The 18,267-nt window shown below is 61.0% G+C and carries 15 protein-coding genes; 2 read left to right on the forward strand and 13 right to left on the reverse strand.

The features are described from left to right. Window positions 1-4: 4 nt before the first annotated feature. From AC1DYQ_RS06715 to tal, 9 genes are all read right to left on the reverse strand, one after another. Window positions 5-793, reverse strand: a complete 789-nt coding sequence (locus AC1DYQ_RS06715) for an L-iditol 2-dehydrogenase (RefSeq protein ID WP_477686117.1) — start codon at window positions 791-793, stop codon at window positions 5-7. Further along, the gene (gene dalD / locus AC1DYQ_RS06720) at window positions 790-2,193 is read right to left on the reverse strand and encodes a D-arabinitol 4-dehydrogenase (protein ID WP_477686279.1); all 1,404 of its coding nucleotides are present in this window, start codon (window positions 2,191-2,193) and stop codon (window positions 790-792) included. The genes AC1DYQ_RS06715 and dalD overlap by 4 nt, the downstream gene beginning before the upstream one ends. 82 nt (window positions 2,194-2,275) lie before the next feature. Beyond that, window positions 2,276-3,313, reverse strand: coding sequence for an ABC transporter ATP-binding protein (locus tag AC1DYQ_RS06725; RefSeq protein WP_477686118.1), 1,038 nt, complete (start codon window positions 3,311-3,313; stop codon window positions 2,276-2,278). 13 nt (window positions 3,314-3,326) lie between these two features. Continuing rightward, window positions 3,327-4,151: a carbohydrate ABC transporter permease gene (locus AC1DYQ_RS06730; RefSeq protein ID WP_431095103.1), complete on the reverse strand. Its 825-nt coding sequence runs from the start codon at window positions 4,149-4,151 to the stop codon at window positions 3,327-3,329. 10 nt (window positions 4,152-4,161) lie between these two features. Beyond that, window positions 4,162-5,019: a carbohydrate ABC transporter permease gene (locus tag AC1DYQ_RS06735; protein ID WP_457282606.1), complete on the reverse strand. Its 858-nt coding sequence runs from the start codon at window positions 5,017-5,019 to the stop codon at window positions 4,162-4,164. Window positions 5,020-5,101: 82 nt separating this feature from the next. Further along, window positions 5,102-6,409 carry an ABC transporter substrate-binding protein gene (locus AC1DYQ_RS06740; protein ID WP_477686119.1) on the reverse strand — a complete coding sequence of 436 codons (1,308 nt, stop codon included), beginning with the start codon at window positions 6,407-6,409 and terminating at the stop codon, window positions 5,102-5,104. A 277-nt stretch (window positions 6,410-6,686) separates the two neighbouring features. After that, window positions 6,687-7,547 (reverse strand): DUF3047 domain-containing protein, encoded by an 861-nt coding sequence (locus AC1DYQ_RS06745; RefSeq protein ID WP_477686120.1) that lies wholly within the window; start codon window positions 7,545-7,547, stop codon window positions 6,687-6,689. Window positions 7,548-7,637: 90 nt separating this feature from the next. Continuing rightward, the gene (gene pgi / locus AC1DYQ_RS06750) at window positions 7,638-9,215 is read right to left on the reverse strand and encodes a glucose-6-phosphate isomerase (RefSeq protein WP_477686121.1); all 1,578 of its coding nucleotides are present in this window, start codon (window positions 9,213-9,215) and stop codon (window positions 7,638-7,640) included. Window positions 9,216-9,234: 19 nt separating this feature from the next. Further along, complete coding sequence (gene tal / locus AC1DYQ_RS06755) at window positions 9,235-10,182, reverse strand: transaldolase (RefSeq protein WP_477686122.1); 948 nt, start codon at window positions 10,180-10,182, stop codon at window positions 9,235-9,237. 141 nt (window positions 10,183-10,323) lie between these two features. On the opposite strand from tal, the gene zwf reads away from it, so the two are divergent. Together zwf and AC1DYQ_RS06765 are read left to right on the forward strand one after the other, a co-directional pair. Then, window positions 10,324-11,796, forward strand: coding sequence for a glucose-6-phosphate dehydrogenase (zwf, locus tag AC1DYQ_RS06760; protein WP_477686123.1), 1,473 nt, complete (start codon window positions 10,324-10,326; stop codon window positions 11,794-11,796). Window positions 11,797-11,934: 138 nt separating this feature from the next. Further along, the gene (locus AC1DYQ_RS06765; RefSeq protein WP_477686124.1) at window positions 11,935-12,780 is read left to right on the forward strand and encodes a MurR/RpiR family transcriptional regulator; all 846 of its coding nucleotides are present in this window, start codon (window positions 11,935-11,937) and stop codon (window positions 12,778-12,780) included. A 135-nt stretch (window positions 12,781-12,915) separates the two neighbouring features. Here the strand turns inward: AC1DYQ_RS06765 and AC1DYQ_RS06770 are convergent, their stop codons facing one another. The 4 genes from AC1DYQ_RS06770 to AC1DYQ_RS06785 all read right to left on the reverse strand — a co-directional run bounded on the left by AC1DYQ_RS06770 (window position 12,916) and on the right by AC1DYQ_RS06785 (window position 17,936). Then, window positions 12,916-14,253 (reverse strand): M20 aminoacylase family protein, encoded by a 1,338-nt coding sequence (locus AC1DYQ_RS06770; RefSeq protein WP_477686125.1) that lies wholly within the window; start codon window positions 14,251-14,253, stop codon window positions 12,916-12,918. A gap of 33 nt (window positions 14,254-14,286) precedes the next feature. Next, window positions 14,287-15,105: a DUF3047 domain-containing protein gene (locus AC1DYQ_RS06775; RefSeq protein ID WP_477686126.1), complete on the reverse strand. Its 819-nt coding sequence runs from the start codon at window positions 15,103-15,105 to the stop codon at window positions 14,287-14,289. Window positions 15,106-15,381: 276 nt separating this feature from the next. Then, a complete protein-coding gene (locus AC1DYQ_RS06780) occupies window positions 15,382-16,515 on the reverse strand; it encodes a porin (RefSeq protein ID WP_477686127.1) in 1,134 nt (377 codons plus the stop codon). A 356-nt stretch (window positions 16,516-16,871) separates the two neighbouring features. After that, a complete protein-coding gene (locus AC1DYQ_RS06785; RefSeq protein WP_477686128.1) occupies window positions 16,872-17,936 on the reverse strand; it encodes a porin in 1,065 nt (354 codons plus the stop codon). Window positions 17,937-18,267: the final 331 nt, after the last annotated feature.

Genomic DNA, 18,267 nt, shown 5'->3' on the forward strand with positions numbered 1-18,267 from the left:
TCAATCAGCTCATGACGTTGCCGCCATCGACATTCAGGGTCTGCGCCGTGATGTAACGCGCTTCGTCGCTGGCCAGAAATACCGCTGCTCCGGCGATGTCGGCCGGCACGCCCATACGGCCGAGTGGCACTTCGAGGCCCACGCGCCGCTTCTTTTCCCCCGGAGGCAACCCTTCTGCCTTGGCGAAGAGGCTGTCGACATGGTCCCACATCGGCGTATCGACCACACCGGGTGCGATGCCGTTGATGCGAATGCCATGCGGCGCCATGGCCAATGCGGCACTCTGGGTGTAGCTGATGACCGCGGCCTTGGTGGCGCAGTAGTGCGACACCAGCGCTTCGCCGCGCCGCCCGGCCTGCGAGGCCATGTTGATGACCGACGCACCCTGCGTGCCAGCTTCGACCATGTGGCGAAGCACGGCCTGCATGACAAAGAACATGCCTTTCACATTGACGGCAAAGAGCTTGTCGAAAGATGCCTCGTCGCTGTCAAGCAAAGGCGCGAGGTCGAACACGGCCGCGTTGTTGAACAGGGTATGAATGGGGCCAAAAGCGGCCTGTGCCTGCACCAGCAGGCGCGCAATCGCCTGGGCGTCCGTCACGTCCGCCGCGATGTAGGCCAGGCAGCCGGAATGACGTTTCTGCAGTGCCTGCACGGCTTCAGGCGTCGCCACTGCCCGGTCGACCACGCTGCAGTGCGCGCCCTCGGCGATGCAGGCTTCAGCCACCGCCAGACCGATGCCGCCACCGGCGCCCGTCAGAAGCACATGACGGTTCTTCAGACGTTCGCTCATGCTTTTTTTACCCCTGAATTGACAAAACCGGCGACTCGCCCGATCGCGCCGCGCACGGCATCCGTCAGCCGTGTATCGCCTGCGGCACTCCCCCATAGCCCCGCGTCGGAGCACAGCGCGCGCACAGGATCGACAGCGTCGCAGATCGCGCGGGCCACGGCCTCGTCCATACCCTGGTCCTGGTAGGCGTAGGGCAGCGCCCCCCGATGCCAGCGCCGCAGGAAAACAAGGAACAGCGCAGGCAGCACTGCGACGCTGTTGATGGGCTGTCCCGCGGCGAGCCGCTCCCGTACCGTGGGCGCGATAAACCCCGGAATCTTCGAGAAACCGTCCGCCGCCACGCGTTGGTTGGTGTCGCGGATCGCAGGGTTGCCAAAGCGCTCGAGTACCACATCGCGGTATGCCGCGAGGTCGATCGGCCCGGGAGAGTCGGGAGAACTCAGGCAGGGAATCACGTCGTCGGTCACATAGTCGTAGGCCATCTTCCGGATTGCCGCGTGGTGTGTTCCTTCGTGGATGAAGTCCAGCCCGACCAATGTGCCGGCCCAGGCAATGCAGCTGTGCGTGGCATTGAGGATGCGGATCTTGGCTTCCTCGTAAGGCTGCACCGATTCCACCAGCTCAACGCCCACACGGCCCCAGTCGGGGCGTCCGGCCGCGAAATTGTCTTCGATCACCCACTGGATGAAACTCTCGCCAGTGATCGCGGCCGCATCATCCCTCCCCGTGGCGGCCTTGACGCGAGCGCGCAGCTCGGGTGGCGGACGCGGCGTGATGCGGTCGACCATCGTGTTGGGACTGCGGGTGTTCCCCGCGACCCACGAAAGCAGCCCGGTATCGCCTGTGAGTTCAATGAATTCGCGCAACCCGGCACCGAAGCGGTCGCCGTTGTGACGCAGGTTGTCGCAGTTGAGCAGGGTCACCGGGCCGGCCTGCGCCGCCTTGCGCGCACGCAGGATCGCGCAGACGGCACCATAGATGGTCACGCCCTCCCCGCCCGCCTCGCCGCGGCGTGCACGCTCAAGGTCTGCCGCGAGATCATTGAAAGACAAGTCCAGCTTGCCTTTCGTGTCGAGGTAGTAGCCTGCCTCGGTCACGGTGAATGAAACGATACGGGTGGACGGCGCCGCACCGCGAGAGATCACCGCAGCCAGCGAGGCTTCCCAGGGAAACACTTCGCGGATGGCCTCAATCTGTTCATAGCGGTACTCGCCGGCCGGCGATACGGTTTCCAGCGTGTACCGCCCGCCCTGTGCCTGCAAGGCCGCGACGACCTCGGCCATATCGGGCCGGATGTTGGCGCCCACGATGGACCAACGGGTATCGCCCGCATCGATCAGCCGCTGAAGATAAACGGCCTGGTGGGCTCGATGAAACGAACCCAGTCCAAGGTGAAGCACCGTGAATTCCGAAGGTGCCAATGGCGTTTTCGCAGGAAGCGCTGTTGCGAGAGTCAAGGGAATGTCCGAAAGAAAGAAAGAATCAGGCCGGGACCGCACGGCCTTCACGGTTGAACAGATGAAGCACCGAGGGGTCGAGCTCGACCGCTACATCGTCACCTGCATGCAGTGGTGTCCGTTCGTTCTGGCGCGCTATCAACGGCACGCCGCCGACGTCGACGTGAATCAGGGTGTCGGCACCGAGTGCCTCGATCAGCTCCACGCGGCCTTGCACACCAAAAGCAACGGCCTGCTTCGGATGCACGCGCAAGCCTTCCGGCCGGACGCCCAGGAAACCGTCGCTTGGCAGGCGCCCGCCAGTGGCGGCCGAGAAGCTGGGAATTGCGCTCGCCGCCACCATGTTCATCGACGGCATGCCGATGAACTGCGCGACAAACCGGTTCGCCGGGTGGTCGTAGAGCTCGAGCGGCGTACCGACCTGCTCGATCAGCCCGTCCCTGAGCACCACCACGCGGTCGGCCAGCGTCATCGCCTCGACCTGGTCGTGCGTGACGTAAATGGTCGTCGCGCCGAGCGCACGGTGCAGCTTGTGGATTTCGACGCGCGTGTTGCCGCGCAGCGCGGCATCCAGGTTGGACAAGGGCTCGTCGAACAGGAACACCTTGGGTGCACGCACGATGGCGCGGCCAATCGCCACGCGCTGCCGCTGTCCACCCGACAGGTCTTTCGGTGTGCGGCCCAGGTACTGGGTGAGATTCAGCGTTTTGGCCGCGTACTCGACCTTGGTCTGGATCTCGTCCTTCGGCACGCCCGCAAGCTTGAGCGCAAAGGACATGTTGTCGTACACACTCATGTGCGGGTAGAGCGCGTAGCTCTGGAACACCATCGCCAGGTCACGCTTGCCCGAAGGCGTCCAGGTGATGTCCTTTCCGTCCAGCAGCAAATTGCCTTTGGTGATGGGCTCCAGCCCGGCGATGAGGCGCAGCAGTGTCGATTTGCCGCAACCCGAAGGTCCGACGAAGACGATGAACTCGCCCTTGTTGATTTCAAGATCAACACCGCGGATGATTTGGGTTTCCCCGAAACTTTTCTCGATGTTCTTGAGTTCCAGATAAGCCATAAGTCAATTCCTTTCACTTCACCGCGCCGAATGTCAGACCCTGCACCAGCTGTTTCTGGCTGAACCAGCCGAACACGACGATGGGTGCGATCGCCATCAGCGAGGCGGCTGACAATTTGGCCCAAAACAGGCCTTCAGGGCTGGAGTACGAGGCGATCAATGTCGCCAGCGTGCCGGCCTTGGCCGAACTGAGGTTGAGCGCCCAGAAGGCCTCGTTCCAGCTCAGCACCAGGCACAGCAGGCCGGTCGAAGCGAGACCGCCCACCGACAGCGGCAGCACAACATGGCGGAATTCGGTCCAGAGGCTCGCACCGTCCATGCGTGCGGCTTCCAGGATCTCGTTCGGGATGTCCTTGTAGGCGCTGTAGAGCATCCACACCATGATCGGCAGGTTCGCCAGCGTAAAGACAATGGTCAGTGCGGTGAGCGAATCCAGCAGGCCCGCGGTTTGCGCGAGAACGTAAATCGGCACCAGCGCGCCCACCGCCGGCATCATCTTGGTGGAAAGCATCCACATCAGGATGTCGCGTGTCCTCTTCGTGCGGAAGAAGGCCATCGAGTACGCGGCGGGCGCCGCGATCAGCAGGCCGATGATGGTTGAACCCAGGCTGGTGATGAGCGAGTTGCGCGCATACAGCAAGTAGTCGCTGCGGCGCTGCACTTCGCTGAAGTTGTCGAGCGTGGGCTCGAAAATAAAGAGCGGCGGCACATGGATTGCCTGAAGTTCGGTCTTGAAAGCCGTGAGAAACAGCCAGCCGAGCGGAAAGAACAGCAGCAGCGCTACGGCCCAGGCACCCACAGTGCGTAGCAGTTGCGGAAGGAAGTTGCTTGGTTGCACAATCGTTCCCTTAGTCGAGGTTCTTGCCGACGATGCGGATGAGGAACACCGCCACGATGTTGGCCACCACCACCGCGAACAACGCACCGGCCGATGCCACGCCCACGTCAAAGTTCATCAGCGACTGCTTGAAGATCATGTAAGTGAGATTGGTGCTCTCGTTGCCCGGGCCGCCATTGGTGGTGATGGCGATCTCGGCGAACACGCTGAGCAGAAAGATCATTTCGATCATGATCACCACCGCCATCGGCCGGCCGAGGTGCGGAATGATGAGGTAGAAAAACCGCTGGAACGAACTTGCACCGTCCATGCGCGCCGCTTCCATCTGCTCGCGGTCGAGCGACTGCAGCGAGGTAATGAAGATCAGGCAGGCGAAGGGCAGCCACTGCCAGGCCACCATGATGATCACCGACAACAGCGGCACATCGGTGAGCCAGTCGACCGGTTGCGCGCCGAAAAAACGCCAGAGGTCGGCAAGCACGCCGTAGATCGGGTTCATCATCATGTGCTTCCACAGCAGTGCGTTCACTGCGGGCATGACGAAGAACGGCGAGATAAGCAGCACGCGCACGATGCCCCGACCCGGAAAGGGCTCGTTCACCAGCAGCGCGAGCAGCACCCCGAAAACCACCGTGATGACGATCACGCTGCCGATGAGCAGCAGCGTGTTCCAGGTCGCAGGCCAGAAGTCCGGATCGGTGATGAAGTACTGGAAGTTCTCGATGCCGATGAACGGATGCTCGCCGGGTTGCATGAGGTTGTAGCTCACGAACGAGAAATACAGGGTCATCACGAGCGGCACGATCATCCATAGGAAGAGCGTGAGCACTGCGGGCGCCATGAGTGCGCGGGGCAGGAGGCGATTCATGTTGTGGGTCCCGGGGCGTCAGGTCAGAACTGCCGCGGATCCGGCTTCACCGGTCCACGGGCGGTCCATGCTGTCTGAGGGTTTACTTGTAGTACCCGGCCTTCTTCATCTCGCGCTCAGCCGCCGTCTGTGATGTCTTCAGGGCCTGGTCCACCGTGACCTTGCCCGACAGCGCTGCGCTCATCTGCTGGCCCACCGCCACGCCGATGGCCTGGAACTCGGGAATGGCCGCGTACTGCACGCCGACGTAGGGCGACTTGGGCAGCGTGCTGTCGCTGAGGTTGGCGCTGTCGATGGCTTTCTTCTCGGCGGCAGCAAACTTCGCAACCTTCTGGAACTCGGGATTTGCGTAGGTCGACTTGCGCGTGCCGGTGGGTACCGTCCCCCAGCCATGTTCTTTGGCGACCAGATTGATGTACTCCCTGGAGGTGGCCCACTTCACGAAGGTCTGGGCAGCTGCGCCCTTGGTCGAGCTGGCCGGAATGGCCAGGTTCCAGGTCCACAGCCAGTTGGCGCCCTTGGGCGTAACGGCCACAGGGGCCTGGGCAAAGGCCACCTTGTCGGCCACCTTCGACTGCTTCGGATCGCTGATGAATGAGGCAGCGATGGTTGCATCCACCCACATGCCGCACTTGCCTTCGTTGAAGAGGGCGAGGTTCTCATTGAAGCTGTTGGCCGAGGCGCCGGGTGGGCCGTAGGCTTTCATCAGGTCCACGTAAAAGCCAATGGCGTCCTTCCAGGGCTTGGTGTCGATCTGCGGCTTCCATTGCATGTCGAACCACTGGCCGCCGTTGGTATTGACCAGCGTGGTCAGGAAGGCCATGTTGTCGCCCCAGCCCGGCTTGCCGCGCAGGCACATGCCGTACACACCGGCTTTCGGGTCATGGATCTTGCCGGCCAGTTCCTTCACCTGTGTCCAGGTGGGTTGCTCGGGCATCTTGAAGCCGACCTTGTCGGCGAGGTCCTTGCGGTACATGAGCATCGAGCTCTCGCCATAGAACGGTGCGGCGTAGAGCTTGCCTTCATGCGACAGGCCGGCGCGGATGGCGGGCAACAGGTCGTCGACGTCATAGGCGGCATCGGTAGCAATGGGCTGCAGCCAGCCCTTCTTCGACCAGATCGGCGCTTCGTACAGGCCGATGGTCATCACGTCGAACTGCCCGCCCTTGGTGGCGATGTCAGTGGTGACGCGCTGGCGCAACGTGCCTTCTTCGAGCGTGACCCACTTGAGCTTGATGTCGGGATGGGCTTTCTCGAAAACCGGCGTGAGCTTCTGCATTTCGATCATGTGGCCGTTGTTCACCGTCGCCACCACGAGTTCGGTCACGGCATGAGCCATACCGGCGCCCAAGAGTGCAAGCACCAGGCCTGCCTGGATAAAACGCTTCATAAGGTGTCTCCTTCGTTATGTCAGTCGAAACGGCCGCTTTGCCGTTCACTGCATTTTGAAGAAAGGTCCTTGCGGGTTTGATACCAGATCAGAGCACTTCAATACTTTGTTGCATTGAAGGAGTGGTAATTTCCCTAAATCCCGCATCATTAGATGCAACAAATTGTCAAGGCCGACGTGACGCGCTCTGCCAAGTCAGGCCGCTAGCCTGCGTCGTTTGCATCAACGGACAAACAAATCAGATCGGGCGGCATCAACACGCCGACCGGTCGCGGCGCTATTTGCGCGCGACAGCTGAAGCCGGCACCAGCTTGAGTGGCCCGTAGAAGGCCTGCAGCTGACCCTCGTTCTTTTCGCCTTCGGTAAAGACCGCGAAGCTCAGCAAGGCGCCCGGATCTTCGCCAAAGGCCTGGCGGTAGTCGGCACGGATATCGCGCTCGTAGCTGCGCCATTCGTTGTAGCCGTGGTCGCCCGAGTCGACAACGATCTTGCGGATACGGTCGGTGCGGTCGTTGACGACGACTTCGCCCGGCCGGTTGACACGCGACCACGAATAAACCAGCGTCGCGAACGGCATTTCTTCGCCGGTCAGCAGCCGGCTCAACTCGGACAGCAGGGAATTTTTCATCGACAGCCGCGAGCGGTCGCCTTCGAACGCGAGCACCACCCGCACCGGCACGTCCTCGAGTTGCGGCAGTGCGAGATTGGCACCCGCACCGGCGTACGGCACGTTCCAGGAAAAGCGCACGAGCCCTAGCTGGTCGGGCTCGATGCGGTGGCGATGGCGCAGGATGCTGCCGGACGCCTCGACCTTTGCGAGCACCGCGTCGCGACCTTCATGACGCACATAGCTGTAGCTGGCCGGCTGCTTGCCCGGCACGCGGAAGATTTCCCACTTGAGGTCGTCCGGTTTGAGCTCATCGGCCTTGGGCGGCGCCGACATCTCGGCCCAGGCGGTGCCGGTCACTCCTTCCGCCGGGCCCAGCGTGCCGCCGCGGCTGACCGGCTCATCGACATCGGTGTCCTCGTCGGGCGCCGGGCGTGTCGCGCAGCCGGAGACCAGAGCCAGCGTGAGAAACGCTGCGGCGAACATCGAAAAACGGGGGAAAAGGCGGCGAAGCGGAAGGGAACAGGACATGATACGAAGCCATCGAAAAATCGGCGATGTGGCAAGTTGACCACGGAAGCGCGCGCTCCCGCAATGGAAAAACGCACACTTTTGCGGGATTCAGCCAGCAATCTTGCGCAGCAGGCCGGCGGTCGAGCCATCAAGGCCGGATACGTCCCCGCTGCGCAGGCGTGGCTCGATGTCTTTGGCCAGCACCTTGCCGAGCTCGACGCCCCACTGGTCAAAACTGTTGATGCCCCAGATCGCACCGCTGACAAACACACGGTGCTCCTGCAGGGCGATCAGCGCGCCCAGGCTGGCCGGTGTGAGCCGCTCAAGCAACAGGAAGGTACTGGGACGGTTGCCGGGAAAATGCCTGTGGCCACCCGCCTCTTCTTTTCCGGTCATCAGGGCTTGCGCCTGGGCCAGGACGTTGGCCAGCAATTTGGCGTGATGCCCCGGCAAATCATGCGGTGCGTGCGCGGCTGTTTTGACCGCCACAAACTCGACTGGCACCACCGACGTCCCCTGGTGCAGCATCTGGAAATAGGCGTGCTGGCCGTTGGTGCCGGGTTCGCCCCACAGCACCGGCGACGTTTCAAACGGCAAGGCCTTGCCATCCGCGTCCACGCGTTTGCCGTTGCTCTCCATCTCCAGCTGCTGCAGGTAAGCCGGCAGGCGGCGCAGGGCGCTGCTGTAGGGCGCGATGCTGCGGCTGGTGAAACCATGAAAGTTGCGGTACCAGACGTCGAGCAGGCCCAGGCGCACCGGCAGGTTGCGTTCCAGGGGTGCGGTGCGAAAGTGCTCGTCCATGGCGTGCGCGCCGGCCAGCAGCTCGCGAAAGCCGGCTGCACCAATGGCGATGGCCACCGGCAAGCCGATGGCCGACCACAGCGAATAACGCCCGCCCACCCAGTCCCAGAAACCAAAGGTGGTGCTGATGCCGAATTCGTTGGCTGCCGCGACGTTGGTCGTCAGTGCGGCGAAATGCCGGCTGATGTCGCGTCCGCCCTGTGCCTCAAACCAGCGCCGGGCCGAGTGCGCATTGGTCATGGTCTCGGTGGTGGTGAAGGTTTTGGACGCGATCAGGAACAGCGTGCTTTGCGGCTTGAGCCCCTTGAGCACGGTAGCCAGCTCGTCCCCATCCACATTGGAGACAAAGTGAACGCGTTTGCCGTTGGCGGCGAATTCGCCGAGCGCCAGCACCGCCATTTGGGGCCCCAGGTCGGAGCCGCCTATGCCGATGTTGACGACATCGGTGATGGCGGCATCCGCGCGCACCTGCTCGGCATAAGCCAGCATCGCGTCCAGCGTGGTGTGAACCTGGGCCAACTCGGTTGCTATATCTTTAATAGCTGCCGGCGCACGTCCATCCTGGTCTACAGCCGGATTTCTCAGCAAAAAATGCATCACAGCGCGCTTTTCGGTGCCGTTGATCAGCTCCCCGGCGAACATGGCGTCGCGGTGCTGCTCCAGCCCGCACTGACGCGCAAGCTCTAACAACAATGCCTGGCTGGCCGTGTCGATCAGGTTTTTGGAAAGGTCTGCAAAAACATGGGGAGCGTCCTGGCTGAAACGGGCAAAGCGATCCGGGTCGGCGGCAAATGCCGCCTTCAGATCGAAATCTTCGCCTGAAGCCGTATACAGCGCCTGCAGCGCAGGCCACGCGGGAGTCTGGTCGCAACGCGGTCGGTTCATGACGTGTCCTGCCTGAGAGTTATGCGGCCAGCATCAGCTGCTCAAGCTTCACGGCATCGGCTGCGAAAGCGCGGATGCCTTCAGCCAGCTTCTCGGTGGCCATGGCATCTTCGTTGAGCGCGTAGCGGAATCCGGCTTCGTCAAAGTTCACTGGGGGCAAGTCCAGCGCCGCTGCGGCTTTGGCATCGAGTGCGCGCGGCAACGCGGCATCGCTGGCGGCAAGCTGGGCCAGCAGTTCCGGGCTGATGGTCAGGAGGTCACAGCCGGCGAGCGCAGTGATCTGGCCCACGTTGCGAAAGCTCGCACCCATTACCTCGGTGGCAATGCCGAAGTGCTTGTAATGGTTGTAGATCTCGCGCACAGACTTCACGCCGGGGTCGTTGGCGCCGGACATGGCGGCTTCGTCCCAGGCGGCGCCGGCAGATTTTTTGTACCAGTCGTAGATACGGCCGACAAACGGCGAGATCAACTGAACCTTGGCCTGGCCGCAGGCGATGGCCTGGCAGAACGAAAACAGCAGCGTGAGGTTGGTGTGAATGCCGCGCTGTTCCAGCTTTTCGGCCGCCTGAATGCCTTCCCAGGTGGCGGCGACCTTGATCAGCACGCGGTCAATGTGAATGCCTTCGGCCTGGTAGAGCTCGATGATGCGTTCGCCGCGCGTATACGTTGCGTTGGCGTCAAAGCTCAGGCGGGCATCAACCTCCGTCGAGACCCGGCCCGGAATGATGGAAAGGATTTCGCAGCCAAAACGCACCAGCAGACGGTCCATGACCTCGTCAAGCGCCCGGCCCTTGAAGCGGCTCACGGTGTCTTCCAGCAGGGGCTGGTAGTCGGCCTTCTGCACCGCCTTGAGGATGAGGGAAGGATTGGTGGTGGCGTCCTGCGGCTTGAACTGCCCCAGTTGCTTGAAGTCACCGGTGTCAGCGACTACGGTGGTGAACTGTTTCAGGGCGTCAAGTTGGGTCATGGCTGGGTGGCTGGTCAAAACACGGAGTGGTCCGGATGAAACACCGTGCGGTGCCTGGATGCAGGCATTTCACGGGTTCGATGTCGAGTTACCATTATGCCCATAGAATATGAAACTTTATTACCAAGACAATTTTTTACCATGAGTTTTGACCTCATCCTGTTTGGCGGCACCGGCGACCTGGTGTGGCGCAAGATCATGCCGGCCCTGTTCCAGGCCTTCCGCCACGGCTCGTTGCCGGAGGGCGGGCGCATTGTGGGCGTGGCACGCGACGATTTGTCGGACGACCAGTACCGCGCGCTGATCAAGTCCCGGTTTGACAATGTCGAGCTGGCCAAGCGGCCGAGCGAAGAGGAGTTCTCGCGCTTCGCGGCGATGTTGGGCTACCTGCGCATGGACTTGTCCAACCCGTCCGACTATGCCGCGCTGGCTGCGAAACTGCAGCAGCGGCCCGCCGAGGTGGTGGTGATGTATGTAGCCACTGCGCCCAGCCTCTTCACCACGGTCTGCGAGCAGATTGCCGCCGCCGGCCTCAACGGCCCGCAGACGCGCGTGGTGCTGGAAAAGCCGCTGGGCCACGACCTGGCATCCAACCGCGCCATCAACAAGACGGTACGCAGTGTTTTGAGCGAGCAGCAGATCTTTCGCATCGACCACTACCTGGGCAAGCCGTCGGTGCAGAACCTGTTTGCGCTGCGTTTCGGCAACTCGCTGTTCGAACCGCTGTGGCGCCGCGAGACGATTGCCAACATCCAGATCACCATCGCCGAAGACCTGGGCGTGGAAAAGCGCGGTGCGTTTTACGACAGCACCGGCGCGCTGCGCGACATGGTGCAAAACCATGCGCTGCAGCTGCTGTGCGCCATCGGTATGGAGCCACCCATCAACTCACACGCCGACGCCATCCGCGACGAGAAACTCAAGGTATTGCGATCGCTGAAAGCCTGGACGCCTGAAACGCTGAGCCAGCATGTGGTGCGCGGCCAATACGCGGCCGGCAACATCGACGGCGAGGCCGTGCCCGGCTACCGCGACGAAAAAGGCGTGCCCCCTGACAGCAGGACCGAAACCTTTGTCGCCCTGCGCACCGAGATCGCCAACTGGCGCTGGGCCGGTGTGCCGTTTTACATCCGCACCGGCAAGCGCCTGGCCGGCCGGGACGCGCACATCGAGGTGAACTTCCGCCCCGCGCCGCACGCGATTTTCAAGTCGGCGCTGGCCGGCTCCAATGTGGCCAACCGGCTGGTGATCAACCTGCAACCCAAAGACGGCCTGGAGCTGCACCTGCTTGCGCAGGGTGCCGACCAGCGCACGGGGGGCCGCGGCACGCCTTCGCTGGCGCCGGTGCAACTGGACCTGGATTTCGACAAACGCTTTGGCTCCGAGCGCGTGGGCGCTTATGAACGGCTGCTGCTGGATGTGATCGACGGGCGCTTGAATCTTTTCGTGCGCAGCGACGAGCAGGAAGAAGCCTGGCGCTGGGTCGAACCCATCATGGACAGCTGGAGCAACCAGGCGAGTGCGCCACGGCCTTATGCCGCCGGCACCTGGGGCCCCAGTGCCGCGAGCGCGATGATTGCCAGAGACGGCTATTGCTGGTCCGAAGAATGTTAAGTATGTGGCCCCCACGGTCGTTCACTTCGTGTAGCTCCCTGCCCCCCGAGGGGGCAGCTGCGCCTGTGGCCCGGCAAAGCCGGTTCCACGGCCCCTGCTGGTTGGGGAAGATGCCAAGTACCACTGGAGGCATACCCCGTGCTTGATCGAATTAAGGCCTCGTTGCCTTCGCTGGCGCCTGCGGAGCAGCGCGTCGGCCGGTTGGTACTGGCCGACCCGCGGGCGTTTGCCAATTTGCCGATCACCGAGTTGGCCAGCCGTTCGCATGTGAGCAAGCCCACCGTGGTGCGGTTTTGCCGCAGCATGGGATATGACGGCCTGTCGGACTTCAAGCTCAAGCTGGCGGGCAGCGTGAGTGAGGGCGTACCTTTCATCCACCGCAGCGTGGACGCGGACGACAAGACCGGCGACGTGATGGTCAAGGTGATCGACAACACGGTGGCGGCATTTTTGAAATACCGCAACGATGCGAGTTCCGTAGCCATTGAGCGGGCCGCCGATGCGCTGCTGGCCACTTACAACACAGGCAAGCGGATTGAATTCTTCGGCGTGGGCAACTCTGGCATCGTGGCGCAGGATGCTCAGCACAAGTTCTTCCGCCTGGGCATCACCAGCATCGCCTACAGCGACGGCCACATGCAGGTGATGAGTGCCTCGCTGCTGGGGCCGGGCGACTGCGTGGTGGTGATTTCCAACTCTGGCCGCACGCGCGATTTGATGGACGCCTGCGACATCGCCCGCAAGAATGGCGCGACCACGATCGTCATCACCGTCACCGGTTCGCCGTTGGCCGCAGCCGGCAACATCCACCTGGCAGCCGACCACCCCGAGGGCTACGACCGCTACAGCCCCATGGTGTCGCGCCTGATGCACCTGATGATCATCGACATCCTGGCAACCTGTGTGGCACTGCGCATCGGCAGCAAGCTGCAGCCGTTGCTCAAGGAAATGAAAAACAACCTGCGTAACAAGCGTTATGCCTGAGACGGGCACAGACAGGTGAGGCGCAGACGTGGTCTGCATCGCCCCGCCTGTGATGACGGCCCCTTGGAATATCAAGAAGAATTCGCCCGCAGCTCATAAGGGACGAGCGCAAGCAGCTATTAAATTAATAGCAAGTCAGCGCAGCGGCAGCGAGCGTTCGACAATTCCCGCGAACAGCGCCGAGCCCAGCGGCAGCACGCTGTCATTGAAGTCATAGCAGCTGTTATGCAAAAAGCGGCTGCCCACGCCGCCCATGGTTCCGCCTTTGCCATCGGGCAACTGCTCGCCCTGGCCCAGGCGCAAGTAGGCACCCGGCTTGACCCTGAGCATGAAGGAGAAGTCTTCCGAGCCCATGCTGGGCTCAAGGTTGCGCACAACGTTCTCTGCACCCACCAGTTGTTCGGCGACGCTGGTGGCCAGCTCGTATTCGACCGGTGAGTTGATGGTGGCCGGGTAGATTCGTTCGTACTTGACGGTGGCCGTGGCGCCAAAGCCCTGCGCCACTGCGGCGCACAACTCCTTGAGGCGCCGCTCGACCAGGTCCTGCACTTCCGGTTTGAAGGTGCGTACCGTGCCGACCAGTGTGGCATTGCCGGGCACCACGCTCATGGCGCCCAGATCCCCTGCCTGGACGGCACAAATGCTGATCACGGCGTTGTCCATGGCCTTGACGTTGCGCGAGACGATGCCTTGCACCGCTGTGATGATGTGAGCGGCCACCAGCACCGGATCGACCGTGAGATAGGCGTGTGCCCCATGGCCGCCCTTGCCGGTAATCTCAATGGTGATGCGATCGGCCGCGGCCATCATGGGGCCGGGGTTGATCCCGATGGTGCCAGGCTGCATCGCGGGCCAGTTGTGCATGGCGTAAATGGCCTGCACAGGAAAACGCTCGAACAAGCCGTCCTTGATCATCGCATCAGCACCGCCACGCCCCTCCTCCGCGGGCTGGAAAACCAGCACGGCATCGCCGGCAAAATTACGCGTCTCTGCGAGGTAACGGGCAGCACCCACCAGCATGGTGGTGTGCCCGTCATGTCCACATCCATGCATCAACCCGGCCTTGGCGGACTTCCAGCCAAATTCGTTGTGTTCTGTCATGGGTAGCGCGTCCATGTCGGCGCGCAATCCGATCATGGGCTTAAAACCAGGTTGACCGGAAGCCTTGACTGGCTGCTGACCTCTGATGACAGCCACAACACCTGTTTTACCGACACCGGTGTGCACCTCGTCTACGCCACACAACTTGAGCGCGTGCACTACCCGGCTGGAGGTGTAAACCTCTTCAAACCCGAGTTCCGGGTGCGCGTGCAGGTCGCGCCGAAAGGCGGTCAGTTCGGGGTGGTACTGCGCTATTTGCGCAAAGGCCCGGCCGGAGGCGCGAAGCGGAGAGGGACGATCGGGGTTTGCAGTATCTCCCGCTGCGGCAGGCTGAATGGATGAAGCACTTGGAAGATTGGCCGGAGCGCGCATGTCAGTGGAGTCCCGAGTTCAGCAGGTTAAATACTAGTCCCGAAGGGATAGCGGTGCAAATCCAGGGGTTTGTGAAATCTGCAGCAAGTCCGGCGCCATTGCGGGCGTGGCCACGATGCTTGCAGTTTTGCTTTTGAGGCTGACGGGGCCGTACCATGCCTTGGTAATTTGGCGTGTGTTGTCGCTGTCAGTCATGATGGCGACACCGACCAAAGCGCCGGGGGGCTCGCCGAAGGCCTTTTGGTAGTCGGCACGAATGTCACGCTGGTAGTCGAGCCAGCGATCAAGGCGGCCGGGACCGGATTCGATCACCACTTTGCGGATCCGGTCGGTCCGTGTATTGATGATCACGCTTTCTGGCGCGCTGTGAGAGCCCCAGACATACATGAGCGTCGCGTAAGGCAGCGGCTCGCCTGTCAGTGCCAATGCGAGCTCTGAAAGCATGGCGTTCCTGGCAGAAAACTTCGACCTGTCACCTTCAAAGGCCAGGACCACACGCACGGGCGAATCATCGCTGTCGCGTTGCGTCATGTCCGCACCCGCAATCATCTTCGGCACCTTCCAGGAGAAGCCCAGGGTTCCAAGTTCCGCTGGCTCTATGCGCAGGTTTTGCCGCAGCATGCTGGCGGCACTATCGGACTCACCAAGAACGGCATTGCGCCCGTCCAGGCGAACGGCACGGTAACGTGTCGACTTCTTGCCCGGGAAAGTGCAGTGCTGCCATTTAATGACATCTGCATCAGTGCTTGTAGACGACGCAGAAGTCCAGTCGACATTCGTGCTGGCTATAGGGGCGGAAGTCCCGAACCCCGCGCAGCCAGCGGCAAGAAACAGGTAGCCGACGGCCAGCAAGCGCAACGTGCGAACAAGGAAACGGCGATGTGTCAGTGGCATTGAACGTGGGGGAACAGCAATGGACCTGGTATCAGTTGCGTCTTGTCTAAATGCCAAGCCCTTGGTATTTAACGCGGCAGATGCGAAAAAGTTTCACAAATCCGAGCGACTAATTTCAACGACTCACAACATCAAGCGGCGGTCTCGTAAATTTCTTCACGAAAAAAGCCGCCTCGGGTTACCCCGAGACGGCTTTCAGATTCTCATCAAAAACTGGCTTAGGCCAGCTTCAGATTAGAACGTGTGGCGAACACCAGCAGCAAACAAGGTTTTCTTGTCGGTACGGGTAGAGTCGTTGTTTGGCTCACCTTTGTGGCTGATGTAACCGGTGTACAGCGTGGTGCGCTTGGACAGGTCATAGGTACCCAGCAGGCTGTAGCCAGTGCCCTTGCGGCTCGTGTTGTTGAAGTCGCTCTTGGCACGGACATAACCAGCAGCGATGGAAGCGGCGCCAAACGGAACGCTCACGCCGATTTGGTATTCCTTGTCTTTGGCATCAAAACCGAGGGTGTTCAGGCCCTTGGCGGTGTTGTAGCTACCGACGAGCTTCGCAACGCCGAAGTCATACGTAGCGCCCAGCAGGTTGTACTTGCGGGTGGTCTGCAGACCAGCGGTACCTACGTTGTTAGACGCGGAACTGATAACGGTGCTGCCGAGGCCAGACGCACCGGAGAACAATGTGGCGGTGCCGTTAGACTTTTCAGCCTGGTAGGCGTAACCAACCAACAGAGGGCCATTGGCGTACTTGATGTGGGCGCTGGTGCTGCTGGAAGCAGAAACCGTTGCCGACTTGTCTTCGCCAAAACCGTACATCACCGAACCGCTGAAACCACCGAAAACGGGGGAGTCATAACGGATGGAGTTGTTGGCACGGTTGCTGTAGTCTTGCAGGCCCACACCCCAGATGGTGCCGGTGGTAGCAAACGTGTTGGAGTCATACGTGTTGTTGGTAGCGCCGCGCAGCGAGTCATAAGCGGTGTACTGACGACCCAGACGAACTTCACCGAAGCTGCCTTTCAGGCCCACGGTAGCAACACGGCCAAACAGGATGGAGGCGGTAGAAGAAGAGCTGCCGCCGTTGTTGGCCAAAGCACCGGTGTCAATACCGAAGCCGCTTTCGAGTGTGAACACAGCTGCCAGACCGCCACCGAGGTCTTCGCTACCGCRCATGCCCCAACGCGAGCTGCTCAAGCCGCTACCGTCGATCTTGCTGTTGCTGATGCTGGTGTTGGTGGTGGACGATTGAACTTTAACGTTCTCTTGACCAATCATTGCATCGACAACGCCGTACAGGGTCACAGAGGATTGGGCATGTGCAACGCCAGCGGTTGCAGCGAGTGCAGCCAGGGCGATAAGAGTCTTTTTCATTGAGAGTTTCTCCAAGGTTAAACATAGGGCTCCGGCACGGGGACCATTTCAGACTTTCGCCTTCATGGCACCACCAGAGACCCGGGCCAACCCCCGTTTCGGGAAGTTGGGTCTATTGCACCAGACTGAGCCCCAATTCGCAAAGGAATGCCCGAAAAAACAGTCAAGCCGTTGCGCTCAAACCACAAACAGACAGGGGCAAGTGGAAAAGAAGCAACGCCCGCGAAAACCCGGGAATTCTGCTAACCAAAACTTGCCTTTTTGCCTGATTTCAGCTGCCTAAATGAAAAAAGCCGTTTCAATGAAACGGCTTTTTGAGAGAACCCGGGCAAGCCCGGGTTTAGATCCAATCTGGATTAGAACGTGTGACGAACGCCAACACCGTAGGTGCTGGTCTTGCGATCAGCCGCGCCGGAGCTGGTTTCCTTGCCGCTCTGAACACCAGCGTACAGGTTCGTGCGCTTGGAGAGCGCATACAGGCCGGCCAGGCCGTAGCCCGTACGCTTCAGGTCAGGAAGACCACCCAGACGGGTGCTCTTGGAACGGGCAATACCACCAGACAGCGTGAAGGTGCTGTTGACAGGGAAGTCCAGACCGATTTGGTACTCTTTCGCCTTGTCCTGTGCCAGAGCGGTCACTGGGCTGGTGCCATTCTTCGCGTTACCGTAAGCTGCGAGCAGCTTGACCACGCCGAAGTCGTACGAACCATTCAACTGGGTGTACTTGATGGCAGTGGTGTTAGCGGTAGCCTTTTCAGACTGGTAAGACAGCGCCGCACCGATAGGGCCGTTTGCATAAGCAACGTTGAAGCTGGTAACTTTGCCGGCGCCGACAGTGGCGGTTTTGTTTTCGCCGAAGCTGTACATTGCAGCAGCAGTGAACCCAGCCAGGTCAGGGGTCTTGTAATAGATCGCGTTACCAGGACGGTCGAGGTAGTTTGTGCTGCTGATCCACACGCTGGTGGCAGGTGCAAACAGGAGCGAGTCGAAGCCAGCAGCGCCGGAGCCCTTGACGTCGTCATAAGGGGTCCACATTTTGCCGAGCTTCAGTTCACCGAAGCCACCAGACAGGCCAACCCAGGACTGACGGCCAAAGATCGCGTTGGAGGTCGTGCCGCTATAGGGGTTGGTGTAGTTGTTCGAAGCACCGGTGCTGGGGTCAAAGCCGGCTTCCAGCAGGAAGTTGGCTTTCAGGCCGCCACCGAGGTCCTCAGAACCCTTCAGGCCGAAACGGCTGGTCTGCAGACCACCACCGCTACCGGAAGCAGGATGCGAAACGTTCACGCCGGTCTGGCTGATATTGTTGTCCTTCACGCTACCAACCCAAGCGTCCACAAGGCCGTAAACGGTCACGGTAGACTGGGCAGAAGCCATGCCGGAAACGGCCAGCACAGCCAAAGCAACTAGGCTTTTCTTCATCATTAGAAAATCTCCAAAAAGGTGGAAAACAAAACACTGCTACGAAACAAACATTTATAAGGGCTCAGTGACTACCCTTAGACCGATTTAACCAAAAAGTCACAAATCACACCAAGCCTTATCTCTACTATTAGCAACGTTCATACCCGAGTTGTTGGCCCCTAACAACGCATTGCATTTTGCGCACACTGGAGGTGCGCATGCGAACGAATGGGCCAGGCTGAGCGTACGAGGGAAATTTTCAGGCGGCCGAGGCAGGTCGCCCCAAAGCAGGGCATCCGGCCCTGGATGCCCCGCGTTGGTGAAAAACGCAAATCCCCAGTTTTTTTGTCTC

Source organism: Polaromonas sp. P1_F4, from assembly GCF_056405675.1.